The organism is Streptomyces sp. NPDC001700 (assembly GCF_053596435.1).
In genome coordinates this window covers 303589-329992 of record NZ_JBSFGE010000002.1, presented here as the reverse complement: position 1 = coordinate 329992, position 26404 = coordinate 303589, and the positions used below count along the sequence as shown (strand labels likewise).

Annotated in this window: 20 protein-coding genes and 2 tRNA genes; 15 read left to right on the top strand and 7 right to left on the bottom strand. The window is 70.1% G+C overall.

Annotation, left to right across the window (positions count from 1 at the left end):
* Positions 1-97 precede the first annotated feature (97 nt).
* Entirely contained in the window at positions 98-1519 is a 1422-nt protein-coding gene (locus ACWC5C_RS04945) for an amino acid permease (protein ID WP_450873740.1), read from the bottom strand.
* 257 nt (positions 1520-1776) lie between these two features.
* Between ACWC5C_RS04945 and ACWC5C_RS04940 the strand changes: the two genes are divergently transcribed.
* Positions 1777-2370 carry a biotin transporter BioY gene (locus ACWC5C_RS04940; RefSeq protein ID WP_450873738.1) on the top strand — a complete coding sequence of 198 codons (594 nt, stop codon included), beginning with the start codon at positions 1777-1779 and terminating at the stop codon, positions 2368-2370.
* Between the two features lie 92 nt (positions 2371-2462).
* Here the strand turns inward: ACWC5C_RS04940 and ACWC5C_RS04935 are convergent, their stop codons facing one another.
* On the bottom strand, positions 2463-3890 hold the full coding sequence (locus ACWC5C_RS04935; protein ID WP_450873736.1) for an amino acid permease: 1428 nt from the start codon (positions 3888-3890) through the stop codon (positions 2463-2465).
* Between the two features lie 183 nt (positions 3891-4073).
* Here ACWC5C_RS04935 and ACWC5C_RS04930 point away from each other — a divergent pair, with 183 nt between their 5' ends.
* The 5 genes from ACWC5C_RS04930 to ACWC5C_RS04910 all read left to right on the top strand — a co-directional run bounded on the left by ACWC5C_RS04930 (position 4074) and on the right by ACWC5C_RS04910 (position 10284).
* The gene (locus tag ACWC5C_RS04930) at positions 4074-4562 is read left to right on the top strand and encodes a ribose-5-phosphate isomerase (protein WP_450873734.1); all 489 of its coding nucleotides are present in this window, start codon (positions 4074-4076) and stop codon (positions 4560-4562) included.
* On the top strand, positions 4562-5371 hold the full coding sequence (locus ACWC5C_RS04925) for an Fpg/Nei family DNA glycosylase (RefSeq protein WP_450873732.1): 810 nt from the start codon (positions 4562-4564) through the stop codon (positions 5369-5371). Before ACWC5C_RS04930 ends, ACWC5C_RS04925 begins: the two co-directional genes overlap by 1 nt.
* Before the next feature lie 283 nt (positions 5372-5654).
* Complete coding sequence (locus ACWC5C_RS04920; RefSeq protein WP_385436114.1) at positions 5655-6800, top strand: PP2C family protein-serine/threonine phosphatase; 1146 nt, start codon at positions 5655-5657, stop codon at positions 6798-6800.
* A 128-nt stretch (positions 6801-6928) separates the two neighbouring features.
* Positions 6929-7747, top strand: coding sequence for an ABC transporter ATP-binding protein (locus ACWC5C_RS04915; protein ID WP_450873730.1), 819 nt, complete (start codon positions 6929-6931; stop codon positions 7745-7747).
* Positions 7744-10284, top strand: coding sequence for an ABC transporter permease (locus ACWC5C_RS04910; RefSeq protein WP_450873728.1), 2541 nt, complete (start codon positions 7744-7746; stop codon positions 10282-10284). The genes ACWC5C_RS04915 and ACWC5C_RS04910 overlap by 4 nt, the downstream gene beginning before the upstream one ends.
* A gap of 63 nt (positions 10285-10347) precedes the next feature.
* On the opposite strand, the gene ACWC5C_RS04905 is transcribed toward ACWC5C_RS04910, so the two are convergent.
* Positions 10348-11529 carry an acyltransferase family protein gene (locus tag ACWC5C_RS04905; RefSeq protein ID WP_450873726.1) on the bottom strand — a complete coding sequence of 394 codons (1182 nt, stop codon included), beginning with the start codon at positions 11527-11529 and terminating at the stop codon, positions 10348-10350.
* A 563-nt stretch (positions 11530-12092) separates the two neighbouring features.
* Here ACWC5C_RS04905 and ACWC5C_RS04900 point away from each other — a divergent pair.
* Positions 12093-12287: a hypothetical protein gene (locus ACWC5C_RS04900; RefSeq protein ID WP_450873724.1), complete on the top strand. Its 195-nt coding sequence runs from the start codon at positions 12093-12095 to the stop codon at positions 12285-12287.
* Between the two features lie 115 nt (positions 12288-12402).
* Here ACWC5C_RS04900 and ACWC5C_RS04895 read toward each other — a convergent pair.
* Positions 12403-12476: transfer RNA gene (locus ACWC5C_RS04895), tRNA-Gly, on the bottom strand.
* Positions 12477-12629: 153 nt separating this feature from the next.
* On the opposite strand from ACWC5C_RS04895, the gene ACWC5C_RS04890 reads away from it, so the two are divergent.
* The 5 genes from ACWC5C_RS04890 (at position 12630) to clpX (ending at position 17459) form a co-directional block, all read left to right on the top strand.
* A tRNA-Pro gene (locus ACWC5C_RS04890) sits at positions 12630-12706 on the top strand.
* A gap of 154 nt (positions 12707-12860) precedes the next feature.
* Positions 12861-14318, top strand: coding sequence for a trigger factor (tig, locus tag ACWC5C_RS04885; protein ID WP_450873722.1), 1458 nt, complete (start codon positions 12861-12863; stop codon positions 14316-14318).
* A 338-nt stretch (positions 14319-14656) separates the two neighbouring features.
* Positions 14657-15271, top strand: a complete 615-nt coding sequence (locus ACWC5C_RS04880) for an ATP-dependent Clp protease proteolytic subunit (RefSeq protein WP_385436109.1) — start codon at positions 14657-14659, stop codon at positions 15269-15271.
* A 62-nt stretch (positions 15272-15333) separates the two neighbouring features.
* The gene (locus tag ACWC5C_RS04875; RefSeq protein WP_450873720.1) at positions 15334-15990 is read left to right on the top strand and encodes an ATP-dependent Clp protease proteolytic subunit; all 657 of its coding nucleotides are present in this window, start codon (positions 15334-15336) and stop codon (positions 15988-15990) included.
* Between the two features lie 182 nt (positions 15991-16172).
* A complete protein-coding gene (gene clpX, locus ACWC5C_RS04870; protein WP_358617682.1) occupies positions 16173-17459 on the top strand; it encodes an ATP-dependent Clp protease ATP-binding subunit ClpX in 1287 nt (428 codons plus the stop codon).
* A 77-nt stretch (positions 17460-17536) separates the two neighbouring features.
* On the opposite strand, the gene ACWC5C_RS04865 is transcribed toward clpX, so the two are convergent.
* Genes ACWC5C_RS04865 through ACWC5C_RS04855 form a run of 3 tightly spaced genes read right to left on the bottom strand, consistent with a single transcriptional unit; the run spans position 17537 to position 20397 of the window.
* The gene (locus tag ACWC5C_RS04865; RefSeq protein ID WP_450873718.1) at positions 17537-18367 is read right to left on the bottom strand and encodes a hypothetical protein; all 831 of its coding nucleotides are present in this window, start codon (positions 18365-18367) and stop codon (positions 17537-17539) included.
* A gap of 60 nt (positions 18368-18427) precedes the next feature.
* Positions 18428-19426: a hypothetical protein gene (locus ACWC5C_RS04860; protein ID WP_450873716.1), complete on the bottom strand. Its 999-nt coding sequence runs from the start codon at positions 19424-19426 to the stop codon at positions 18428-18430.
* A gap of 29 nt (positions 19427-19455) precedes the next feature.
* Positions 19456-20397: a hypothetical protein gene (locus tag ACWC5C_RS04855; protein WP_450873714.1), complete on the bottom strand. Its 942-nt coding sequence runs from the start codon at positions 20395-20397 to the stop codon at positions 19456-19458.
* Positions 20398-20517: 120 nt separating this feature from the next.
* On the opposite strand from ACWC5C_RS04855, the gene ACWC5C_RS04850 reads away from it, so the two are divergent.
* The 3 genes from ACWC5C_RS04850 to folC all read left to right on the top strand — a co-directional run bounded on the left by ACWC5C_RS04850 (position 20518) and on the right by folC (position 26404).
* On the top strand, positions 20518-23151 hold the full coding sequence (locus ACWC5C_RS04850; protein WP_450873712.1) for a valine--tRNA ligase: 2634 nt from the start codon (positions 20518-20520) through the stop codon (positions 23149-23151).
* Positions 23152-23352: 201 nt separating this feature from the next.
* Complete coding sequence (locus ACWC5C_RS04845; RefSeq protein ID WP_450873710.1) at positions 23353-24816, top strand: peptidoglycan D,D-transpeptidase FtsI family protein; 1464 nt, start codon at positions 23353-23355, stop codon at positions 24814-24816.
* Positions 24817-24883: 67 nt separating this feature from the next.
* A complete protein-coding gene (gene folC / locus ACWC5C_RS04840) occupies positions 24884-26404 on the top strand; it encodes a bifunctional tetrahydrofolate synthase/dihydrofolate synthase (RefSeq protein WP_450873708.1) in 1521 nt (506 codons plus the stop codon).

Genomic DNA, 26404 nt, shown 5'->3' with positions numbered 1-26404 from the left:
CGCCAGGGAAGCCCGGATCTCTGCCCCAAAGGACCGAGGCGGGGCAGGCCCATGGACGTAGGGCCTGCCCCGCCTCGGGAAGCGGAGGGGGTGACGGTCAGCGCTGCGCCGCCACCGCCTTCTGGCGGGCGTAGCCGATGATCGCGAGTACCGCCGTCAGGCCGACCGTGAAGTACAGCTGGGTGCTGGTCTCGTCCTCGCGGAGCATCAGGAGCAGGACGCCGATGGTGGCGGCCAGGGCCACGTAGGTCAGGTAGGGGAAGAGCCACATCTTGACCACGAGCTTCTCGGGGGCCTCGCGCTGGATGCGGCGGCGCATCACGAGCTGGGAGACGGCGATGAAGGTCCAGACGACCAGCACCGCGGCGCCGACCATGTTGAGGAGCCACTTGAAGATGGTGTCCGGCCACCAGTAGCTGAGCAGCACCGCGACGAAGCCGAAGAAGGAGGAGGCGAGGACGGTGAGGCGGGGGACGCCGCCGTACACGCGGCCGAGGAGGGCGGGGCCCTCGCCGCGGGCCACCAGGGAGTAGGACATGCGGGAGGCGCCGTAGATGTTGGCGTTCATCGCGGAGAGCAGGGCGACCAGGACGATGACGTTCATGATGTCGCCGGCCGCCGGGATGTCGAGGTGGTTGAGGACCGCGACGTACGGGCCGTCCTTCACGACCGCCTTGTCGTTCCACGGAATGACCGTGACGACGACGAGCATCGAGCCGACGTAGAAGAGGGCGATGCGCCACATCGCGGTGCGCACCGCACCGGCGACGCTCTTGACCGGGTTCTCGGACTCGGCCGCCGCGATCGTCACCGTCTCCAGGCCGCCGTACGCGAAGACGGAGGCCAGCAGGCCGACCACCAGGCCGTCCGTGCCGTTGGGCATGAAGCCGCCATGGCCGGTCAGGTTGTCGCTGCCGGGGGAGTCGGTGCCGGGCAGGACGCCGAGGACGGCGAGGGCGCCCAGGACGAGGAAGACGCTGATCGCGGCGATCTTCAGCGCGGCGAACCAGAACTCGAATTCGCCGAAGTTGCTGACGGCCGCGAGGTTGGTGCCGCAGAAGATCGCCATGAAGACGGCGACCCACATCCAGGACTCGGTGCCCGGGAACCAGTGGACCATGATCCCGGCCGCGCCGATCGCCTCGGCGGCGATGCCCACGCACAGCAGCACCCAGAACATCCAGCCCGCGGTGAACCCGGCCCACGGCCCGATGGCGCGTTCGGCGTGCACGGAGAACGAACCGGAGGCCGGGTTGGCCGCCGACATCTCGCCGAGCATCCGCATCACGAGCATCACGAGCAGCCCGGAGAGCGCGTAGGCGAGGACGATCGACGGCCCGGCGGCCGCGATTCCGGCGCCGGAACCGACGAACAGCCCGGCGCCGATCACGCCGCCGAGGGCGATCATCGACAGATGGCGCTGCTTGAGGCCGTGCGAGAGCGGAGGCGAGGCGTCCGCGCCCGCGTCGGTCGCCTTCGTGCCGCTCTGCGGCGCTGGGGACGAAGGTGTCGGGTTCATGACTGGTCTCTGTCCCTTGTGTGAGGGGCGGGCGGATACAAAACGGCCCCCAGTGTGAAGGCGGGTGTCCGATCAGGACAACATTGATGTCAAACTTTTCTGGATATCGGACATCATGGTTACACTCCGTATCGCCCCCATCTGCCCGAAGCCGCCAAGCGCGGAGCCCGGCATTTGTGGTCATCCGATGGTGTGCGGGGTTGCCGCGCCGGGTTACCGTCGCGTAGTCCACCCCTTCTGACCTCGGAGTTCCGCTGATGAGCAGTGTTTCCGCCGCCGCCCCGACCGGTACGGTCCTCGCCGACGCGGTCTTCCCCGCGCGGCGTGTTCTCGCCCGTGACACCGCGCTCGTCGTGGGCGGCGCCGTGCTCACCGGGCTCGCCGCGCAGATCTCGGTGCCCGTCCCCGGCTCGCCGGTGCCGGTGACCGGCCAGACGTTCGCCGCGCTGCTGGTGGGCACCTCGCTCGGGGCCCGCCGGGGCTTCCTGTCGCTCGCGCTGTACGCGCTGGCCGGGATGGCGGGCATGCCCTGGTTCGCCGAGGGCGACTCCGGCGCCGCCATGCCGTCCTTCGGCTACGTGCTGGGCATGCTGCTCGCCGCGACCGTGGTGGGCGCGCTGGCGCGGCGCGGCGGCGACCGGGGGGCGCTGCGCACGGTGGGCACCATGGCCGTCGGCTCCGCGATCATCTACGCGGTCGGCGTCCCGTACCTGGCGCTGGCCGCGGACATCTCGCTCGGCCAGGCGGTGGCCGCCGGTCTGATCCCGTTCCTGGTCGGTGACGCCCTGAAGGCGGCGCTGGCGATGGGCGCGCTGCCGACCGCCTGGAAGCTGGTGGGCCGCCGAGGCTGAGCCACACTCACTCAACGCCACACTCACTCAACGCGTCGGGCGGGCCGGTCGGAAGACCGGCCCGCCCGACGCGTTGTCCGTTGGTCCGGGGCCTACCGGGACACGGACTCCTTGGAGGGAGCCTCGGCCGGGGCGGCGTTCTTGGGCCCGGAGATCCGCTCCCGTATCAGCGCGAAGCCCACCACGAGCGCCGCCACCAGGGTGGACAGCAGCACCTGCTCGCGACCGGCGTCGTCGGTGAGCATGTAGAGCAGCACGAACGTGATCATCCCGATGGTCGCCCAGGTCAGATACGGGAAGCCCCACATCCGGACGACCAGCTTGTCCGGGCTCTCGCGCAGGATGATGCCGCGCATCCGCAGCTGGGTGAAGCAGATGACCAGCCAGACGAAGAGCGCGACCGCGCCCGAGGAGTTCAGCAGGAACTCGAAGACCGTGTCCGGCCACTGGTAGTTGAACCAGACCGCGACGAAGCCGAAGACGACCGAGCCGAGGATCGCGGCCTGCGGCACACCGCGCGCGTTGGTCTTCGCGAACGCGGCCGGGGCATCCCCGCGCTGCCCGAGCGAGAAGGCCATCCGGGAGGCGGTGTAGAGGCCGGAGTTGAGGCAGGAGAGCACGGCGGTCAGCACGATGACGTTCATGACCTGACCGGCGTGCGGAATGCCGATCGACTCGAGCGCGGCGACGTAACTGCCGTCCTTGGTGATCGACTTGGAGTCCCAGGGCAGCAGGGTGACCACGACGAAGATCGAGCCCAGGTAGAAGACCGCGATACGCCAGATCACGCTGTTGGTGGCCTTGGAGACGGCCCGCTGCGGGTCGGCGGACTCACCGGCGGCCAGGGTGACGATCTCACTGCCCATGAAGGAGAAGACGACCAGCAGCACACCGGTGAGGATCGCGCCGGGCCCGTTGGGCAGGAAGCCGCTGTGCGCGGTCAGATTGGACAGCCCCGCGCTCTCGTTCTCGGAGCCGGGCAGCAGGCCGAAGACCGCGAGCCCGCCGATGACGATGAAGGCGGCGATGGCGACGACCTTGATCCCGGCGAACCAGAACTCGAATTCACCGTAGGAAGCGACCGAGGCCAGGTTGGCGGCGGTGAGCACGACCATCACGATCAGCGCCCAGCCCCACTGCGGTACGGCGGGCCACCACTCCTCCAGGATCTTGGCACCGGCGGTCGCCTCGACCGCCAGCACCACGACCCAGAAGAACCAGTAGAGCCAGCCGATCGAGAAGCCCGCCCAGCGGCCGAGCGCCCGGTCCGCGTAGGCGGAGAAGGAGCCGGAGGTCGGATTCGCGGCCGCCATCTCGCCCAGCATGCGCATCACGAGGACGACCATGAGGCCGACCAGCGCGTAGGACACGAGGATGCCCGGCCCGGCCTTGGCGATACCGGCACTGGAGCCGACGAACAGCCCGGCGCCGATCACACCGCCAATCGCGATCATGGACAGATGGCGATTTTTGAGCCCGGCCTTGAGGCCGTCGGGGGAAGTCTCTGGTTGTGCGCTCATATGGCTCGATCCTTTGCTTCCGGAAGAGGAGCGACGCCAGTGAATCTCAGGAGAACCAACAGGTGAACCTTCGATTTCAAATTGTTACTTGAGGTTTCCATGAGGTTCCTTGGTGTTGCGGAGGAATCAACGGAGCGCCTACCCGCCTCGGCGGGAAAGACACAGCCGTGTCACACTCTGGGCATGCGCGTGTACCTCGGCTCCGATCATGCCGGTTACGAACTGAAGAACCACCTCGTGGAGTGGCTCCGGGCGGGCGGTCATGACCCCGTCGACTGCGGCCCGCACATCTACGACGCCCAGGACGACTACCCGCCGTTCTGCCTGCGCGCGGCCGAGCGGACCGCCGCCGACGCCGACAGCCTCGGCATCGTGATCGGCGGCTCTGGCAACGGCGAGCAGATCGCGGCGAACAAGGTCAAGGGCGTACGCGCCGCACTGGCCTGGAGCGAGCAGACCGCCGCCCTCGCGCGCGAGCACAACGACGCCAACGTGATCAGCGTCGGCGGGCGCATGCACACTCGGGAAGAGGCGACCAAGTTCGTCGAGATCTTCCTGGCCACCCCGTACTCGGGCGAGGAGCGCCACACCCGCCGCATCGCCATGCTCGCCGACTACGAGACCACCGGCGAACTGCCGCCCGTCCCGGCCCATCACCCCGCCGGCGACTGATGCCCGAAGGGCACACGATCCACCGACTGGCCGCCGACCACCTCGACCGGTTCGGCGGCCGGCCCGTGCGGGCCACCAGCCCCCAGGGCAAGTTCGCCGACGGGGCGGCCCTCGTGGACGGGCAGGCGCTCCAGCACGCAGAGGCGCACGGCAAGCACCTCTTCCTGGACTTCGCGGCCACCGGCTGGGTCCATGTCCACCTCGGGCTGTTCGGCAAGTACACCTTCGGCCCGGCCCCCGCCCCGCCGCCCACCGAGACCGTGCGGCTGCGGCTGGCGGGCCCCGGCGGGTACGCGGATCTGCGCGGGCCGACCGCCTGCGCCCTGATCACCGAGCCCGAGAAGCAGGCCATCCACGACCGGCTCGGCCCCGATCCGCTGCGCACGGGTGACGACGGCGGCGACGCCTGGGCCCGGGTCTCCCGCAGCCGGGTCAGCGTGGCCGCGCTGCTCATGGACCAGAAGGTGGTCTCGGGCGTCGGCAACGTCTACCGCGCCGAGGTCCTGTTCCGGCACGGCATCGACCCGTACCGGCCGGGCCGCGGGCTGGTCCGCGCCGAATGGGACGCGATCTGGTCCGACCTCGCGGAGCTGATGCGCGAGGGCGTACGGAACAACCGGATCGACACGGTCCGCCCCGAGCACACCCCCGAGGCCATGGGCCGCCCGCCCCGCGTCGACGACCACGGCGGCGAGGTCTACGTCTACCGCCGGGCCGGACAGCCCTGCCACGTCTGCGACGGTGAGATCCGCACCGCCGGGCTCGCCGCCCGGAACCTCTTCTGGTGCCCCGGCTGCCAGCGGTCGTAGGCGGACCCCTCAGGCCATCGAGCGTTCGCATTCGGTCAACTCCCGCCGGAGCGCGGTTTTCTCCCGCGTTCGGGGTACGACACCGGCTGCGAGTACCAGCTTTCCGTACCAATCATCCCAAACAGCCGATCGGGCACCCCCCGCTCCGCGCTCATATCCCCATCCCCAGCAGCGGTTTCCCGTACGCGCGAACGAATATCGCTTACGATTGCCCCCCTGGCTGGGTGGTTCAACGCGCCACGAATCGACGCGCGTCCGAACGGGTGGGTAGGGTCCCGATGCAATGACTGGCGGCGCGGACACTCCGTTGGCCCGGATGCGCAAAGCTCTGCACCGGGCTCGCACAGGCGTGCGCAAAGCCGGAGTCGACTACTTCCGCGGCGAGGGCTCCGACCGGCTCGCCCTCGCCCTGCTGCTCCTCGCCGTCCCCGCCATCGCCTGCGGCACCATCGCCACCCCCGACTGGTGCGCCCCCTCCGCCCTCGTCCTGCCGATCGTCGCGGGCGGACTCCTGCTGCGCCCCGCCAGCCTGCTCGGCCTGTACGCGGCCGCCGCCTCCGCGCTCATCGTGGAGTCCGCCGTCCTCGGCCCGTACACCGAGGAGGACACCTCCGCCCGGGTCACTCCCGGCACCATCCTCGTGGTCGCCGCGGTCGGCTTCTTCGGGCTGCTCATCGCCCAGTTCCGCAGCCGGGTCGGCGTGCCCTGGCGCCGCGGCGGCACCATGCTCTTCGACCTGCGCGAACGCATCCGCGTCCAGAGCAAGCTGCCCGCCCTGCCGCGCGGCTGGCACCGCGAGATGGCGCTGCGCCCGGCCGGTGGCCAGTCCTTCTCCGGCGACTTCGTGGTCGCCGCCCGCACCGGCAGCGGCGGCCGCACCCTCGAAGTCGTCCTCACCGACGTCTCCGGCAAGGGCATGGACGCGGCCTCCCGCGCCCTCCTGCTCTCCGGCGCCTTCGGCGGCCTCCTCGGCTCGCTGCCCCCGCACGGCTTCCTCCCGGCCGCCAACGGCTATCTCCTGCGCCAGGACTGGGAAGAGGGCTTCGCGACCTCCGTCCACCTCGTACTCGACCTCGACAGCGGCGACTTCGAGCTGTTCTCCGCCGGTCATCTACCCGCGCTCCAGCTCAGCGCGGGCACCGGCAAATGGGAGGAGAAGTCCGCCGACGGCCCGCTGCTGGGCGTCTACGACGGCGCCCAGTTCGACCCCACCAAGGGCACCCTGCGCCCCGGGGACGTACTGATGCTGTTCACCGACGGCCTCGTCGAGACCGCCGACCGCGACATCAGCGAGGGCATCGACCACCTGACGGGCGAGGCCGACCGCTATGTCTCCTCCGGCTTCCAGGGCGCGGCCTGGCACCTGATCGAGACGGTCGCGAAAGACGTCAACGACGACCGCGCGCTCCTGCTGATCTGCCGCCAGTAGAGCCGCTTACCGGGGGCTAACCCCACCTCGGTACGGCGGCGGCCGCCATGGCCCCGGTACACCCCCGATCCCTACGTTCGTAGGGCGTTCGAAAGACATCGGGCGAACTCCGGAGAAGGGCCACCACCATGCGGCTGCGCAAGCGGCGTACGACAGCGGCGCCCCCGGCACCGCACCAGCACCTCGCCCCTGCCACCCACGCCATCGAACTCCATGGCGTCCAGCGCCGCTACGGCCGCGGCGGCAACGCCGTCCACGCACTCCGCGGCATCAGCCTCGCCCTCCCGCACGGCAGCTTCACCGCCGTCATGGGACCCTCGGGTTCCGGCAAGTCGACGTTCCTGCAGTGCGCCGCCGGGCTCGACCGGCCGACCGCCGGGTCCGTCCTGCTCGGCGGGACCGAGATCACCGGACTGAGTGAGAACAAGCTCACCACGCTGCGCCGCAGCCGCCTTGGCTTCGTCTTCCAGGCCTTCAACCTGCTTCCCTCGCTCACCGTCGAGCAGAACGTGCTGCTCCCGATGCGGCTCGCCGGTGCCCGCCCCGACCGCCAGCGCGCCCTGGAGGTGCTGGCCCAGGTCGGGCTGCACGAGCACGCCCGGCGCCGCCCGGGCCAGCTCTCCGGAGGCCAGCAGCAGCGCGTGGCGATCGCACGCGCCCTCGTCACCCGCCCCGACGTCGTCTTCGCCGACGAGCCGACCGGTGCCCTGGACACGGGCACTGCCGCCGAGGTGCTCGGGCTGCTGCGGCACGCGGTGGACGCGCTCGGCGCGACCGTGGTGATGGTCACCCACGACCCGGTGGCCGCGAGCTACGCCGACCGGGTGCTCTTCCTCGCGGATGGGGCGATCGCCGACCGGCTCACCCGTGCCCCGGCGCATGAGATCGCCGACCGGATGACCCGGCTCACCGCCCGCACCCCCGCAGCCATCGCCGTCGTCCGGTGAGGGCGTTCACCAACGGACTGGCCCGCGCCTCCGTCCGCTTCAAGCCCGCCGCCTTCGCGGGCACCTTCATCGCCCTGATGATGACCGCGATGATCGTGTCCGCCTGCGGCATCCTGCTGGAGACCGGAGTACGGGCCTCCGTACCGCCCGAGCGCTACGCGAGCGCCCCGGTCGTCGTCGCCGCGGACCAGCGCGCGCACTACACCGTCGGCAGCGGGGAAGACCGGGAGGACGAGTCCGAACCGCTCCCCGACCGGGCCCGGCTCGACGCCGCGCTCGTCGCCACCGCCGCCCGCACCCCCGGAACGGCCGCCGCCGCACCCGATACGACCTTCCCGCTGAGCGGCGGCGGTACGGGGAAGGGCCCGCTGACCGGTCACGGCTGGGGCGCGGCCCCCTTCACGGGCGTGACACTCACCACCGGCACCCCGCCCCGGGCGGGCGACGTCGTGCTCGACGAGGGAGCCGCCCGCGCGGCGGACACCGGGGTGGGCGGCCGCGTCACGGTGACCGCCCCGGACGGTCGGCACACCTTCCGGGTGTCCGGCATCGCCCGGAGCACCGAAGACGGACCCACGGCCTGGTTCGCCGACGCCCGGGCCCGCGCCCTGTCCGGCCACCCCCGTACGGTCGACGCCATCCTCGTCCGCCCCGCCCCCGGCACCAGCGCGGACGACCTGGCCGCACGCCTGAAGACCGCCTACGGCAAGGGGGCGCACGGCAAGACCCCGCACGCCACCGCCGTGCGCCTGCACACCGGCGAAGGTCGCGGCGCGGTCGAGGACAGCTCGATCGCGGGGGCCAGGGAACTGCTCACCGCCCTCGGCGGCTCCTTCGGCGGGATCGCCACCGCCGTCGCCGTCTTCACCGCCGCGGGCACCGTCGCCCTCTCCGTCGGCCAGCGCACCCGCGAGGTCGCCCTGCTGCGCGCCATCGGCGCCACCCCGCGCCAGATCCGCCGCTCCATCGCGGCCGAGGCGCTGCTCGTCGCCCCGCTCGCGGGCGCCCTCGGCTGCCTGCCCGGGATCGCCCTCGCGCACTGGTGGTTCGGACAGCTCAAGGACAAGGGCGCGATCCCCGCCCCCGTGGAGCTGGCGGTCTCCTGGGTTCCGCTGGTCTCCGCCGTCGGCGCGGGCCTGGTCACCTCGCTGCTGGCGGGCCTGATGGCCGCCCGCCGCCCGGCGCGGATCAAGCCCGGCCAGGCGCTCGGCGAGGCGGCCGTCGAGCGCCTGCGCCCCGGGGTGATCCGTACCCTGCTGGGCGTGTCGGCCCTGGTCGGCGGCTTCGTGCTGTCCGGAGTCGCGGCCGACACCTCCGGCGAGGACGCGGCCAACACCGCGCTCGGGATCGTGATGCTTTTCATGCTGGCCGTGGCCCTGCTCGGCCCGCTGATCGCCCGGCTGTGCGCCTGGCTGATCGGACTGCCGCTGCGCACGGGCCGGGCCCCGGCCGTCCTGGCGTCGGCCAACACCCTGGCCAACGCCCGGCCGCTGGCCTCCGCGATCACCCCGATCGTGCTGGCCATGGCGTTCTCCTCGACGCTGGTGTTCATGCACACCAGCGAGGACCACGCGATGGCCGCGCAGCGGCGCGACGGGATCCTCGCCGACCAGGTCATCTCCGCACCCGGCGGCCTCCCGGCCGACACGGCCGACCGCGCCGCCTCCGTACCGGGCGTCGCGGCGGCGGTGGGCGTGCTGCGCACCGGGGTGCTCGTGCCGATGGGCTCCGCCCTGCAGGGCGCGACGGCCCAGGGCGTCTCCGGCACCGGCCGCGCGCTGGCCGCCGTGCAGGACCTGGACGTCCGTACCGGCCGCCTGGCGGACCTCGGGCCGGGCCGGGTCGCGGTCGACGCGAACCTCGCGAAGTCCGCGCACGTCCGCGTGGGCGACCGGCTCCGGCTCCGCCTCCCGGACGGCACCAGGGCCGCCCCCGAGGTGGTCGCGACGTACGGCCGTGGCCTGGGCATCGCCCAGGTCACCCTGGACCGCGCGGCCCTGGCACCCCACGTCACGTCGGCCTTCGACGCGGACGTACTGGTACGGGACGACGCGGGCGCGCACCACGGCACCGTCGCGGCGGCGCTCGGGAAGCGGCTCGGCGAGCGGGTCACCGGCCGGGACGGCTACGCGGCCGCCCAGGACCGGGACCGCGCGCTGGGCGCCTGGTCCAACAGCACCATGGCCGCGGTGCTCGGCGGCTTCGCCGCGGTCGCCGCCGCCAACACCCTGGTGATGACGGTCCTCGACCGCCGCCGGGAGCTGGGCACCCTGCGCCTGATCGGCTCGACCCGGCGGCAGGTGCTGGAGATGGTGCGCTGGGAGGCGCTGCTGGTGATCATGGCCGGGGTCGCGCTGGGTACGGCGATCGCCCTGGCCACGCTCGTACCGATGGTGCGCGGCCTGACCGGCGGGAGCCCGTACCTCCCGCCGCTGACCTACGCGGGGTTCGTGGGCGCGGCCGTGGCGCTCGGGCTCGCGGCGACCGCCCTGCCCGCCCGCGCGGCGCTGCGCCGGGAGACGCCCGGAGGGGAGTGAGCGGACAGCGAAAAGGGCCGGGACCGTGCGTACACGGTCCCGGCCCCTCGATCGTGGGAGCCGTCAGGCGGCCGTACGGTGACGGGCCTGCTCGGCGGGGTCCTTGCGGAAGGCCCACTTCATCTTCGGCTCCATCGCGAAGCGGAAGGCGCGCTGCACCGGCGGGGTGCACAGCACGGTGATGAGGGAGGCGGCGGCGACGGTGACGGTGATCTCACCCAGCGGCTTGTGCAGCCAGTCGATGTCGAACCAGCCCCAGAAGCGGGAGCCCTTGGCGAGGAAGCCGTGCAGCAGGTAGCCGTACAGCGTTCCGGCGCCCAGCACGGTGAACCACATGTTCCGCCGCGGCACCCAGGCGAAGAAGCACGCCACGAGGACCATCGAGCAGCCGAACATGGCCAGGGTCATCACCGGGCCGGTCCACGCCGGGGCGTGCAGCTCCTGGACGCTGTCGCGGTGGTAGAACCAGGCCGAGTTCATCCGGGGCGCCGCCCAGTAGGCGAACAGCAGCGCGCCGGCGAAGATCGGCACGGCCGCCATCCGCATCTTGGGGCCGCGCATCACCTGGAAGTGCTCGGGCTTCATGCACAGGCCGATGACGAAGAACGGCAGGAACTGCAGGACCCGCTGGAGGTCGAGGTCGTCGCCGATGTCGGGCGAGACGGACGCCAGGGTGGCGATCGCCAGCGACAGCGGGACCGGCCAGCGCACCAGCTTCCAGATCGGCGTCGTCAGCCGCCAGACGAACAGCGCGACCAGGAACCAGGTCAGGTACCAGGGGTCGAGCAGGCTGATCGGGTGGCTCGGGTCATCGTCGGCCCAGCGCTTGAAGAGGCTGTACGCGACCTCGAACAGCACGTAGGGCACCGCGACCCCGGTGATGAGCCGCTTGAGCCGGTCCGCCCGCATGTCGAAGCTGCGGGAGAAGAAGCCGGAGATGATGATGAAGGCCGGCATGTGGAAGGTGTACACGGTCATGTACAGGGCTTCCGCGGTGCGGCTCGTATCGGTGAGCGGCTCCCACGAGTGGGCCATCGCGACCAGGACGATCGCGAGGTACTTCGCGTTGTCGAAGAAGGCGTCCCGCTGCTTCGGCTTCTGCCCGGCAGGGGCGCTGGCGGCGGGCGGAGTCGCCTGACGCCCTGCTTCTTCGCGCTGCGGCGTGGGGGACGCCGCGGCCTCGGCCTCCCGGGCCGGAGGGAGCGGGGACCGCTGGGAACCGTGCGGGCGCAGGGAGTTGGTCACAGGCCCTCCCACCAGGAGCTGGGGGAGAGCACCCGGGACCGCACTGCGCGTGGGGGAGAGATGGCAGCGTGGAACATCTGAGGCACGATAGCGCCGAAACCTCTATTGCGTAAAACCTCGTCCAGGTCTTCCCCGGTAATACGGTTCACACTCCGGCTGATTGCCGACCGTTATCAAGTCGACATAGCGATCCGGATGTTCGATATGAGGACTCAGGCTGTCCGGTCTGTCGGGTTTCATCCCCCTTAAATGGTGCATATGCCCCTCAGGTGCCTCCGGTGGAATGTCTGATTCATGGAAATCGGAATTCCCTTCCGGGATATGCGATCAGGTCGAAAAATGATCCACGGAATTGTGGGGAGTGTCACCCGTGTCCGCCCGTGTAACGCATTCCCGGCGGGGTACCAAGCGGGTGGGTGTGGTGTGTACCGACGCAGGTAGTCGCCTCACCCTGCTGCTGTGGAGCGGTAGTTGATGGCACGATGGTTGCCAGCGGGGGTGTGCGAGGTCGCGTGCTTCCGGGGCCGGGTGAAGACATGAGCGACCGAGGAGCTTGATCAGCTGTGGTCATTTCCCTGTCATTGGTGGTGCTGGTGGGGATCATCCTCGTACTGATGATCCGCGCGGGGAAGATGAAGGCGGGACCGGCGCTCGTCGCCGCCCTCTTCGGCTTCCTCTTGGCCTCTTCCGATCTGGCGCCGAACATTCAGGACTTCCTCGACTCGGTCGCCAGCTCCATCAGCGACGTCGACCTCTGATCGAGTGCTGCTCGACCGGTCCGCATACGCCGACCGGTCCGCGTCCATCGACTGGTCCGTATACGCCGACGGCCCGGCGCCGGGGATCTCCCCGGGGCCGGGCCGTCGTACGTCATGGAGCGGGCGACGGGAATCGAACCCGCGTAGCCAGTTTGGAAGACTGGGGCTCTACCATTGAGCTACGCCCGCACGCGCCGCGCGCCGCCTCAGGTGGGATCACCCGTGGCCGCGGCACGGGAAGCATCGTAGCGGGTCCGGGGCCTCTCCCGCACACCCTTGCCCACCGGTCGAATAACGGGGGGCCGGGGCGTCCGCGGCCATGTACCCTACGTGTCGCACCGACGGGGTGTGGCGCAGCTTGGTAGCGCGTCCGCTTTGGGAGCGGAAGGTCGTCGGTTCGAATCCGGCCACCCCGACCATCCACTGGCGTCAAGATCGCGTTGTGGGCCGCGTCATGCTTGCGGTTACTATGCAAGCTGCGCGTCTGTGTCTTTCTTTACCGGGCGCGATCCGCTGCGAAGCATCAGTGCGAGGCAGCAGAACACCACACGTCAGCCCCAAGGAGACCGAACCGTGAAGAGCGCCGTGGAGAACCTGAACCCGACCCGGGTTCGGCTCACTGTCGAGGTGCCCTTCGAGGAGCTCAAGCCCAGCCTCGACGCGGCGTACAAGAAGATCAACCAGCAGGTCACGGTGCCAGGCTTCCGCAAGGGCAAGATCCCGGCGCGCATCATCGACCAGCGTTTCGGCCGCGGTGCGGTGCTGGAGGAGGCCGTCAACGACGCCCTCCCGAAGTTCTACACCGACGCGGTCAACGAGGGTGAGCTGAACCCGCTCGGACAGCCCGAGGTCGACATCACCGAGCTCAAGGACAACGAGCTGCTGACGTTCACCGCCGAGGTGGACATCCGCCCGACGGTCGAGATCCCGGACTACTCCGGCATCGAGGTCACCGTCGACTCGGTCGAGGTCTCGGACGAGGACATCGACAAGTCGGTCGAGCAGCTGCGCGACCGCTTCGCCACCACCAGCCCCGTCGAGCGCGCCGCCGCCGAAGGCGACATCGTCGTCATCGACCTGGAGGCCAAGGTCGACGGCGAGGTGCTGGAGGACGGTGTCGCCGAGGGCGTCACCTACACCATCGGCTCCGGTGAGCTGCTCGATGGCATCGACGAGGCCGTGACCGGCCTGGAGGCCGGTGGCACCGCCACCTTCACCTCCGAGCTGAAGGGCGGCTCCGCGCAGGGCAACGAGGCCGAGGTCTCCGTCAAGGTGAACGAGGTCAAGGCCCGGGAGCTGCCCGAGCTGGACGACGACTTCGCCCAGCTGGCCAGCGAGTTCGACACCCTCGAGGAGCTGCGCGCGGACAGCCGCAAGCGCCTGGAGCAGTCGAAGAAGTACGAGCAGGCCACCCAGGCCCAGGAGAAGGTGCTCGACGCCCTCCTGGAGCTGGTCGAGGTCCCGATCCCCGAGAAGCTGCTCGAGGACGAGATCCAGACCCGGAAGCACAACCTGGAGCACCACCAGCTCGGCCAGATGGGCCTGAACCTGGACTCCTACCTGGAGCTTCAGGGCAAGTCCGCCGAGGAGTTCGACGCCGAGCTCAAGGAGCAGGCGGAGAAGGGCATCCGGACCCAGTTCGTCCTCGACGAGCTGGTCAACAAGGAGCAGCTGTCCGTCGGCCAGGAAGAGCTGACCGAGCACCTGATGCGCCGTGCGCAGTCCTCCGGCATGAGCCCTGACCAGTTCGCCCAGCAGGTTGTCGAGGGCGGCCAGGTGCCGATGCTCGTCGGCGAGGTCGCCCGTGGCAAGGCGCTCGCGGTCGTGGTCGAGGCCGCCAAGGTCGTGGACGACAAGGGCGAGACCGTCGACCTGGACGACGAGGACGAGACCGCCGAGACGGTCGAGGCCGCCGCCGAGGGCACCGAGGTCACCGAGGCCGTGGAGGCGGACGAGAAGACCGCCGACGCCGCCGAGGCCGCCGCTGAGGCTCCCGAGCAGGAGAAGGCGCAGGAGAAGGCCGAGGGCTGATCCTCGCCGCTCCACAGCCCGTACGAACGGGCCCGAACGTCTGCACGCGTCCGGGCCCGTTCGTGTTCCGCGAAGTCTTCCGCACGCCTTCCGCGCGCCTTCCGTGAAGCGCCCTTCCCTGAAGTCCGCTTCCCCGAAGTCCGCGGGGGCCGCGGAACCTGCGCTCAGAGCGAACAGTTCCTGATGCGGGATGGCGGCCGCCGACCAGCGCGTTAGGGTCCGTAGATACGAGGGCAGGGAGTCTCGCAGGCCCGCCGGATCGCACCGGCCGGCCCGTCCCGAGCCCAGAAGAAGACGCTGAGACGGCCAGTCGCCGTCAGAGACGAGCAGGTGGATACGTGACGAATACGATGCCTTCCGCCGCCGGCGAGCCGACCGGCGGTGGCCTCGGCGACCAGGTCTACAACCGGCTGCTCGGTGAGCGGATCATCTTCCTCGGCCAGCCGGTCGACGACGAAATCGCCAACAAGATCACCGCGCAGCTGCTCCTGCTCGCCGCGGACCCGGACAAGGACATCAACCTCTACATCAACTCTCCGGGTGGCTCGATCTCGGCGGGCATGGCGATCTACGACACCATGCAGTTCATCCCGAACGACGTCGTCACCATCGCCATGGGTCTCGCCGCCTCGATGGGCCAGTTCCTGCTGAGCGCGGGCACCCCCGGCAAGCGGTTCGCGCTGCCGAACGCCGAGATCCTGATCCACCAGCCGTCCGCGGGCCTGGCCGGTTCGGCCTCGGACATCAAGATCCACGCCGAGCGGCTGCTGCACACCAAGAAGCGGATGGCCGAGCTGACCGCGTTCCACACCGGTCAGACCGTTGAGCAGATCACCCGCGACTCCGACCGCGACCGCTGGTTCTCCGCCGAGGAGGCCAAGGCGTACGGCCTGGTCGACGACGTCATGGCCTCGGCCTCGGGCGTTCCGGGCGGGGGCGGCACCGGGGCCTGAGCCCCGCCGTCCCGATAGCCGACCTCCAGCCCTTTGATCGCCACAGGATGGTGAACACCCAGATGAACAACATTCCCGGCAGCGGCCGCTACGACGGCCCGATGGCCGAATCGCGCTATGTCGTCCCGCGCTTCGTCGAGCGCACCTCCCAGGGTGTCCGGGAGTACGACCCGTACGCGAAGCTCTTCGAAGAGCGCGTGATCTTCCTGGGCGTCCAGATCGACGACGCCTCGGCCAACGACGTCATGGCGCAGCTCCTGTGCCTGGAGTCGATGGACCCGGACCGCGACATCTCGGTCTACATCAACTCGCCCGGCGGCTCGTTCACCGCGCTGACCGCCATTTACGACACGATGCAGTTCGTCAAGCCCGATATCCAGACGGTCTGCATGGGCCAGGCGGCGTCCGCCGCGGCCGTGCTGCTCGCCGCCGGTACCCCCGGCAAGCGGATGGCGCTGCCCAATGCCCGTATCCTGATCCACCAGCCGTACAGCGAGACCGGCCGGGGCCAGGTCTCCGACCTGGAGATCGCGGCCAACGAGATCCTCCGGATGCGGTCGCAGCTGGAGGAGATGCTGGCCAAGCACTCCACCACGCCGATCGAGAAGATCCGCGACGACATCGAGCGGGACAAGATCCTGACTGCCGAGGAGTCGCTGGAGTACGGTCTGGTCGACCAGATCGTCTCGACCCGTAAGACCTCGGTCGGCCTGGGCTGAAGCCCGGGTCACCCGGCGCCCCTTGGACCAGTTAGGTCCAAGGGGGGCCCGAACCGGGGGCCCGGCAAGGTACCGTCATAGAGGGCTGGGGGCCGGCCCCGGAAACATCAAGCGGAAAGCTCGCAGCGCAAGCACCCGGTTCCGCGGAGCAAAGCGGATCCAAGGCGAAGGGGAAGCACCTCGTGGCACGCATCGGTGACGGCGGCGACCTGCTCAAGTGCTCGTTCTGCGGGAAGAGCCAGAAGCAGGTGAAGAAGCTCATCGCGGGCCCTGGTGTGTACATCTGCGATGAATGCATCGATCTCTGCAACGAGATCATCGAGGAAGAGCTGGCAGAGACCTCGGAAGTGCGGTGGGAGGAACTTCCCAAGCCGCGTGAGATCTCCGAGTTCCTCGAGGGCTATGTGGTCGGCCAGGAGGCCGCCAAGAAGGCCCTGTCCGTCGCGGTGTACAACCACTACAAGCGGGTCCAGGCCGGTGAGAACGGCAGCCACAGCAAGGACGACGGCATCGAGTTGGCGAAGTCCAACATCCTGCTGCTCGGTCCGACGGGCTCCGGGAAGACCCTGCTCGCGCAGACGCTCGCCCGGATGCTCAATGTTCCCTTCGCCATCGCCGACGCCACCGCGCTCACCGAGGCGGGTTACGTCGGCGAGGACGTGGAGAACATCCTCCTCAAGCTGATCCAGGCCGCCGACTACGACGTCAAGAAGGCCGAGACGGGCATCATCTACATCGATGAGATCGACAAGGTGGCCCGCAAGAGCGAGAACCCCTCGATCACCCGTGACGTCTCCGGCGAGGGCGTGCAGCAGGCGCTGCTGAAGATCCTTGAGGGCACCACCGCCTCCGTCCCGCCGCAGGGCGGCCGGAAGCACCCGCACCAGGAATTCATCCAGATCGACACGACGAACGTGCTGTTCATCGTGGGCGGCGCCTTCGCCGGTCTGGAGAAGATCATCGAGTCGCGGGCCGGTGCCAAGGGCATCGGCTTCGGCGCCACGATCCGCTCCAAGCGCGAGATCGAGGCGAGCGACCAGTTCCAGGAGGTCATGCCGGAGGACCTGGTGAAGTTCGGGATGATCCCGGAGTTCATCGGCCGGCTCCCCGTCATCACCTCCGTCCACAACCTCGACCGCGAGGCGCTGCTGCAGATCCTGGTCGAGCCGCGGAACGCGCTCGTCAAGCAGTACCAGCGGCTCTTCGAACTCGACGGCGTGGAGCTGGACTTCGACCGGCCCGCCCTGGAGGCCATCGCCGACCAGGCGATCCTGCGCGGCACCGGCGCGCGCGGCCTGCGCGCCATCATCGAAGAGGTCCTGATGTCGGCGATGTACGAGGTGCCGTCCCGCAAGGACGTGGCCCGCGTCGTCATCACCGAGGACGTCGTCCACTCGAACGTCAACCCGACGCTGGTGCCCCGCTCGCGCGGCACCGAGCCGGGTGAACGGCACGAGAAGAGCGCGTGAACGCCGCGTAGAGCGCATACGAAGAGGGCCCGGGGAATCCCGGGCCCTCTTCGCGTCTCAGGCCGTCTGCGCGGCTCTCAGGCGGGCTTACGCGTGTCCTGGTAGATGCCCGCGGTCACCTTCGCGAAGGCTTCCATGTCGACGTCGGACGCGGAGGTGTTCTCCGCGTTGACGTCGAGCACCATCGCCGCGTCCGTCTCCTCCGCCCACGCGCACGCCGGGGCGTAGATCCGGTCGTACATCTTGACGACCTCGCAGTCTATGGCGGGGCCGTCCGAGCCCTCCGGCCGGAACGTCTCGCGCTTCCGCTCGACCGTCGGAGAGCCCTCACCGTTCTCGAACCCCCGGAACATCCCGTCCCGGACCCGGTCGGGGTCGTTGATCTCCCCGTACATGCCGGAGAACGCGAGCCCCGAGTTCCCGTCGTCGGCGCGCCGGTACTGGCCGAGGACTGAGGTCGCGCCCTTGGGCATGCTGTCCTGCACGCTGGTGCCCTCGTCCTTCAGCGCGTCGGTGCCCTTGGCCAGGGTGTACGTGCCGTTGTCGAGCGTCTTCGGCGTGACGAGCCGTATCGCCTCGGGACCGCTGTCGCCCCCGCCCGACAGCACCACCGCACCGGTGACGATCGCCCCCACCACCACGAGCCCCGCCGCCGACATCGCGATGATCTTGGTGCGATTACGGCCCGGCGCGGGTCCGGGCGGCGCCGGGTACCCCGGCTGCGGGGGCTGTCCGTAGGGCCCCGCCTGCTGCGGATAGCCGTAACCCGGCTGGGGCGCCTGCGGATAGCCGTAACCCGGGGGCTGGGCGTACGGGTTGGGCTGCGCGCCCCCGTACGGGCCGGGCCCGCCGCCGTAGGGACCGCCGCCGTAGGGACCGGGCGGCGGTGGTGGCTGGTTGTGGCTCATGGGTGTGGGGGTATCCCTCCGGACGGTGGGCGGTGCGGGGACGGGGGCGGCGCGGGGCCGCTACTTGGGGATCTCGACGCGGACGTCCTTGCGGAGCTTCGCGACGACCTCCCCGGCCTGGTCGAGCGACATGCCCCCGCCGGAGAGCATGGCGGAGGCGTCGGTCAAGGTCACGAAGGCGACCGTGCTGTGGTCGCCCCACATGCAGATCGGAACGGTGAAGGGCTTGCTGCCCACGCCGCTCGCGCTGGCGCCGGAACCAAGGGTGATCTTGGCTTTCTGGCACTTGACGATGGCGTCGTCCGCCCCGGCGGGAGTCACCTTCTCGGGGCTGCCGACGAGTTCGGCCTGCTCGCCGCTGCTGCCGGTCGAGTCCTTGGTGGCCTCGTTCGCGATCTTCGAGAAGGCTCCGTCGACGACCGCCTCGGGGTCCTCCACCTCGCCCCAGACGCCCTTGAACTGCAGCTGCTTCTGGGTCATCCCGGACCCGGCCCGGTAGGTCGCACCCGTGCCCTTCGGGTCCTGCACGCCGAACTTCTCGAAGTCGCTGGTGTCGCTGGAGGTCATCGAGTCATCGCTGCCCGCCTGCTTGGTGTACTCGGTGGCGACCGTCTCCGGGGTGGTGATCTTGTACCGCTTGCCGTCATCGGCGACCTCGCCGCCGCTGTCGCTCCCGCTGAACACCATGAAGCCGCCGATCACCGCGGCCACCACGACCACCGCGCCGATGGCGATCGCCAGGCCCTTCTTCTTGCCGCCGTCCTGGCCCGGACCCGGCTGGTACGGCCCCGGCATGCCCGGCTGGCCGTACGGCTGCTGGCCATAGGGCTGCTGACCGTACGGTTGCTGCGGCTGGCCGTACGGTTGCTGCGGCTGGCCGGGCTGCTGCGGGTGACCGTAGCCGGGCTGCTGCGGCTGGCCGTACGGGCCGGGCTGCTGGGGCGGCTGCTGCGGGTAGCCATAGCCGGGCTGACCGGCGGCACCGCCTTGTCCGTAGGGACCAGGCTGCTGGGGCTGCTGGGGCTGCTGGCCGTAGGGGCCCGGCTGGTTGTAGCTCATCTTTTCCCTCGTTAGTTGTGCTGTTGTAGCTATTTGTCGATTTCGACGCGTGCGTCCTCGCGCACCTTGGCGGTCAGCCCCGCGGCGTCCTTCAGCGACATGCTGCCGCCGAGAACGGCCCCCGCCGGGTCCGCCAGCACCGCGACGCCCAGAGTGCTCTTGTCGCCCCAGACGCAGGCGGGTGCCTCCATGGATCCCTGATCCGACGTGAACTTCAGGGACTGGCACTTCATGACGTCCCCGTCGAAGCCGTCCGGGGAGAACTCCTGCGGCGTTCCGCTCGCTTGGGCCGTGCCGTTGTCCTGGAGCGCCTTGACGATGACCGCCAGGGCGAGGTCCGCGCCCCGCTTCGGGTCGGTCACCTCGCCCCAGACCCCGGTGAACTTCAGCATCTCCTTGCCGTCGGTCTGGTAGTCGGCCGCCACCAGGTGCGGGTCCTTGACCACCGGGACCTGCTGGAGGTCCTTCTTGCCCGCCGCCGACAGATCGCCGTCGTCCGTCCCGCTGCCCTGGCGCTGGTACTCCTCCGCGACCGTCGTCGGGGTCGTGAGCTTGTACGGGCCGCTGTCGCCGCCGAACAGCAGGAACGCCCCCGCCGTCAGCGCGCCCACGACCACCAGCGCGCCCACCGCCAGACCGACGGTCCGGCCCTTGCCGCGGCCACTGGGCGCGGCGGGCGGCGGCGTCGACTGGCCGCCGTAGAAGCCCTGCTGCGGGCCCTGCGGGGGCTGCGGAGCCTGCGGGGGCTGCTGACCGTAGGGGTTGGCCGGGGCGCCGCCGTACGGGCTGCCGCCGCTGTACGGGTTCGGGCCCGCGTAACCGCCCTGCTGTCCCGACTGCTGTCCCGGCTGCGGGTGACCGTAGCCGCCGGGCTGCGCGTACGGATTCGGCACTGGCGGCTGGCCGGCGCCGTGAGGGCCCGGCTGTGCCCCGTAGGGACCGGGCTGCGGCGTCGGCTGCTGGTAGCTCATCGTGCCTCTCCTAGATGCGCATGACAGGTCCTGAACATCCTTCCCGACGCGCCTCGGCGGGGTTGCGGCGGGGCCGCAACGGGTTCGTAACGGAGTCCGAGCGCCCTTTAGACTGCGGGGGTGACCGAGAACTCTCAGCAGCGCCCCGACAGCGGGCCGAACAGCCACCCTGAACTGCCGACCCAGTACGCGCCGGCCGACGTAGAGGGGCAGCTGTACGAGCGCTGGGTAGAGCGCGGTTACTTCGAGGCGGACGCCAAGAGCGGCAAAGAGCCGTACACGATCGTCATCCCGCCGCCCAATGTGACCGGATCGCTCCACCTGGGCCACGCCTTCGAGCACACGCTCATCGACGCGCTCACCCGCCGCAAGCGGATGCAGGGCTACGAGACGCTGTGGCAGCCGGGCATGGACCACGCCGGTATCGCCACCCAGAACGTGGTCGAGCGCGAGCTGGCCAAGGAGGGCGCCTCCAGGCACGACCTGGGCCGCGAGGCGTTCATCGAGCGCGTGTGGCAGTGGAAGAACGAGTCCGGCGGGCAGATCTCCGGCCAGATGCGGCGGCTGGGCGACGGCGTCGCCTGGGACCGCGAGCGGTTCACCATGGACGACGGGCTGTCCCAGTCCGTCCAGACCATCTTCAAGAAGCTCTACGACGATGAGCTGATCTACCGCGCCGAGCGCATCATCAATTGGTGCCCCCGCTGTCTCACGGCCATCTCCGACATCGAGGTGGAGTACCAGGACGACGACGGCGAGCTGGTCTCGATCCGGTACGGCGAGGGCGACAACTCGATCGTCGTCGCCACGACCCGCGCCGAGACGATGCTCGGCGACACCGCGGTCGCCGTCCATCCCGACGACGAGCGCTACCGGCACCTGGTCGGTACCGAGATCGAGCTGCCGCTCACCGGCCGCCGCATCCCGGTCGTCGCCGACGAGCACGTCGACCCGGAGTTCGGCACCGGCGCGGTCAAGGTCACCCCGGCCCACGACCCGAACGACTTCGAGATCGGGCAGCGCCACGGCCTGCCGAACCTCGCCGTCATGGACGAGCACGCGATCATCACCGCGCACGGCCCCTTCCAGGGCCTGGACCGGCTGGAGGCGCGCAGCGCCATCGTCGGCGCGCTGCGCGCCGAGGGCCGGATCGTGGCCGAGAAGCGCCCGTACGCCCACTCCGTGGGCCACTGCTCGCGCTGCAAGACCACGATCGAGCCGCGGCTGTCCATGCAGTGGTGGGTCAAGGTCGGCCCGCTGGCCAAGGAGGCGGGCGACGCCGTCCGCGACGGCCGGGTCAAGATCCACCCCGAGGACATGTCGAAGCGCTACTTCGACTGGGTCGACAACCTCCACGACTGGTGCATCTCGCGCCAGCTGTGGTGGGGCCACCGCATCCCGGTCTGGTACGGGCCGAACGGCGAGGTCGTCTGCGTCGGACCGGACGAGGAGCCTCCGGGCGGCGAGGGCTGGCGCCAGGACAGTGACGTCCTGGACACCTGGTTCTCCTCCGGCCTGTGGCCGTTCTCCACGCTGGGCTGGCCCGAGCAGACCGACAGCCTGGCGAAGTTCTATCCGAACTCGGTGCTGGTCACCGGCTACGACATCCTCTTCTTCTGGGTCGCCCGGATGATGATGTTCGGCCTGTACGCGATGGACGGCACCCCGCCGTTCCACACCATCGCCCTGCACGGGATGGTCCGCGACCAGTTCGGCAAGAAGATGTCCAAGTCCTTCGGGAACGCGGTCAATCCGCTGGACTGGATGGACGCCTACGGCTCCGACGCCGTCCGCTTCACCCTCGCCCGCGGTGCCAACCCCGGGGTGGACGTGCCGATCGGCGAGGACTGGGTCCAGGCGTCCCGTAACTTCGCCAACAAGATCTGGAACGCGACCCGCTTCGCGCTGATGAACGGCGCGACGGTCGAGGGCGAACTGCCCACCCCCGAGCGGCAGTCGGCCACCGACCGCTGGATCCTGTCCCGGCTCAACGAGGTCGTCGCGGAGGTCGACGCGTTCTACGACGACTACCAGTTCGCGAAGCTCTCGGACACGCTCTTCCACTTCGCGTGGGACGAGGTCTTCGACTGGTACGTCGAGCTGTCCAAGACCACCTTCCAGAAGGGCGGCCCGGAGGCCGACGCCTCGCGGCGCGTCCTCGGTGAGGTCCTGGACGTCACGCTGCGGCTGCTGCACCCGGTGGTCCCGTTCGTCACCGAGAAGCTGTGGACCGCGCTCACCGGCCGGGAGTCGGTCGTCATCGCCGACTGGCCGAAGGACAGCGGCTTCCGCGACGAGGCGGCCGAGCGGGAGATCGAGAACCTGCAGCAGGTGGTCACCGAGGTCCGCCGGTTCCGCGCCGACCAGGGTCTCCAGCCCGGCCAGAAGGTTCCGGCCCGGCTGGAGCTGTCCGGCACGTCGCTCGCGGCGCACGAGGACGCGATGCGCTCCCTGCTGCGCCTCCAGCCCGCCGGGGACGACTTCACCGCCACCGCCTCGCTGCCGGTGGCGGGCGCGACCGTGGCCCTGGACCTGTCCGGCGCGATCGACGTCGAGGCCGAGCGCAAGCGGCTGGCCAAGGACCTCGCCGCGGCCGAGAAGGACAAGGCGCAGACCACGGCCAAGCTGTCCAACGAAGGGTTCCTGGCCAAGGCGCCCGACCACGTGGTGGAGAAGATCCGGGCCCGGCAGTCGACCGCCGAGGCCGACATCGCCAGGATCACCGCGCAGTTGGCGACCCTGCCCCAGGCCTGACCCCAGGGCTGACCCTGGGCTGGTACCGAGCGCTCCCGCCCTTCCCGGCGGGGGCGCTCCGTGCTTCCCGGAGTGCCCCGGGCCGGTGTGCGATGTCCCACAGTGGGCCCGCGGGAGGCCATCCGCACGCCTGGCCGGGAACCCATGGTCGCCGTCCGGGAGTTATCCACCCGTACGTCCCGGAAGGAGTTCCCCCCTCCCATGAACAAACCGCTGCGGCGCGCGTCGGTCTTCTCCCTGCTGCTCGTGCTGGCCCTGCTCGCCTGGGTCACCTATGTCCAGGTGGTGGAGGGCGCCGAGTACCGGGACGACTCCCACAACCAGCGGACGGCCATCAGCCAGTACGCCAACCCGCTGGGCAACATCATGGCCGGTGGGAAGACCATCACCGGCTCCACCGCCACGTCCGGCGATCTGAAGTTCAAGCGGACCTACCACGACGGGAAGGTCTACGCCCCGGTCACCGGTTATGCCTCGCAGTCGTACGGCAGCAACCAGCTGGAGGCCCTGGACCGGTCGGTGCTCGACGGCTCCGACTCCCGGCTGAAGAACCCCCTTGAGGCGCTGACCCGGGAGCCGTCCAAGCCGGGCGACGTGATGACCACGATCGACCCGGCCGTGCAGAAGGCCGCGTACAAGGGGCTGGGGAACAACACCGGCGCGGCCGTGGCGATCGACCCGGAGACCGGTGCGGTGCGCGCCCTGGCCAGCACGCCCTCGTACAACCCGGCCGCCTTCGCCGGGTCCGACACCTCGGACCAGAAGGCGTGGCTGAAGCTGACCAAGGACAAGGATCAGCCGATGCTGAACCGGGCGCTGCGCCAGACGTATCCGCCGGGGTCGGCCTTCAAGCTGGTGGTCGCGGCGGCCGCCCTGGAGGACGGGCTCTACTCGTCGGTGGACGAGCCGACCAAGAGCCCGGACCCGTACCGGCTGCCGGGCACGGTCACCGACATGAAGAACGAGAACGCGTCGGCGCCTTGTAAGAACGCGACGATCCGCACGGCCTTGCAGTACTCGTGCAATACGGTCTTCGCGAAGCTGGCCGTGGACCTGGGCGAGGACAAGCTGGGGGACGAGGCCAAGAAGCTGGGCTTCGACGACTCCAAGCTGGACATCCCGGTGCGCGCCGCGAAGAGCGTGTACCCGAGCGGGATGGACAAGTCTCAGACGGCGCTGACGGGCATGGGCCAGTTCGACGTGACGGCGACGCCGCTGCAGATGGCGATGGTCACCTCGGCCATCGCGGACGACGGCAAGCTGATGAAGCCGTACGAGGTGGACCGCACGACGGACGGCAACGCGACCGCGCTGGACCAGACCGACCCGGAGACCTTCACCCAGGCGATGTCGAAGTCCACGGCGGAGGAGCTGCGGTCGGCGATGCGGACGGTCGTGGAGAAGGGCACGGGCACCAACGCGCGGATACCCGGGATGCAGGTCGGCGGCAAGACCGGCACCGCTCAGCACGGCGAGAACAACAGCGGTAATCCGTTCGCGTGGTTCGTGAGTTACGCGGATGACGGCAGCGGCCACAAGATCGCGGTCGCGGTGGTGGTCGAGGACAGCGACGCCCCGCGCGCGGACATCTCCGGCGGCGGCCTGGCCGGGCCGATCGCCAAGTCGATGATGTCCGCAGCGGTGAAGAGCGGGGCGGCGTCCTGAGGGATCCCTCCCGGGACGGCATGGGCGCTTCCGAGGCGTGTCAGGGGTGGCTCGTAGACTGGGCGGTGTGAGCGAGCGCCCCCAGAACGAACCGGACGAACAGAACGAACCCGATGATTTCGATGACATCGTCGGAGCCGAGACCGACCGTGACCCCGATCTGGCGGTGATCGAGGCCGGCAGCCGGACGCTGCGCGCGCAGTCGGGTCCGCCGGAGGGCGACGGCATTCCGGCCCGGCCCTCCGACCCCGAGGTGGACCGCAGGCTGCGCGAGGTGGAGGAGGAGCTGGCCACGCGGTGGGGCGAGACCAAGCTCGACCCCTCGCTGGTGCGCGTCGAGGCGCTGCTGGACATCCTCGGCTCGCCGCACCGCGCCTATCCCTCGATCCACATCACCGGGACGAACGGCAAGACCAGCACGGCCCGCATGATCGAAGCGCTGCTGGGCTCCTTCGAGCTGCGCACCGGCCGCTACACGAGCCCGCACGTGCAGTCCGTCACCGAGCGGATCAGTCTGGACGGGGCGCCGATCTCGGCCGAGCGCTTCATCGAGACCTACGAGGACATCGCGCCGTACATCCAGATGGTCGACGACCGGCAGGAGTACCGGCTGTCGTTCTTCGAGGTGCTCACCGGCATGGCGTACGCGGCCTTCGCGGACGCCCCGGTGGACATCGCGGTCGTCGAGGTCGGCATGGGCGGCACCTGGGACGCCACCAATGTGATCGACGCGGACGTCGCGGTGATCATGCCGATCTCCCTGGACCACACCGACCGGCTCGGCACCACTCCGGCGGAGATCGCGGCCGAGAAGTCCGGGATAGTGAAGCAGGACGCCACGGTGGTGCTCGCGCAGCAGCCCGTGGAGGCCGCGTCCGTGGTGCTCAAGCGCGCCGTCGAGGTGGATGCCACGGTGGCCCGCGAGGGCATGGAGTTCGGGGTGGTCTCCCGCGAGGTGGCGGTCGGCGGCCAGCTGCTGACGCTGCGCGGTCTCGGCGGTGAGTACCCCGAGATCTTCCTCCCGCTGCACGGCGCCCACCAGGCGCACAACGCGGCGGTGGCGCTCTCGGCCGTCGAGGCGTTCTTCGGCGTCGGCTCCCAGCACGCCCGGCCGCTCGACCTGGACACCATCCGCTCCGCGTTCGCCTCCGTCAGCTCCCCGGGCCGGATGGAGGTGGTGCGCCGCAGTCCGACCGTGGTGCTGGACGCCGCGCACAATCCCGGCGGCGCCCGGGCGGCGGCCGAGGCGGTCGCCGAGGCGTTCGACTTCAGTCGGCTGATCGGTGTGGTCGGGGCCAGCGACGGCAAGGACGTTCGTGGGCTATTGGAAGCCTTTGAGCCGATTTTCGCCGAAATCGTGGTGACCCGTAATTCCAGCCATCGCGCGATGGACGCCGATGAGTTGGCCGGGCTCGCCGTCGAGGTGTTCGGCTCCGAGCGGGTGCAGGTCGAGCCCCGGCTGGACGACGCCCTGGAAGCCGCGATCACCCTCGCCGAGGAGGAGGGCGAATACGCTGGTGCGGGGGTGCTGGTCACCGGGTCGGTCATCACGGTCGGCGAGGCCCGGCTGCTTCTGGGAAAGGGCTGA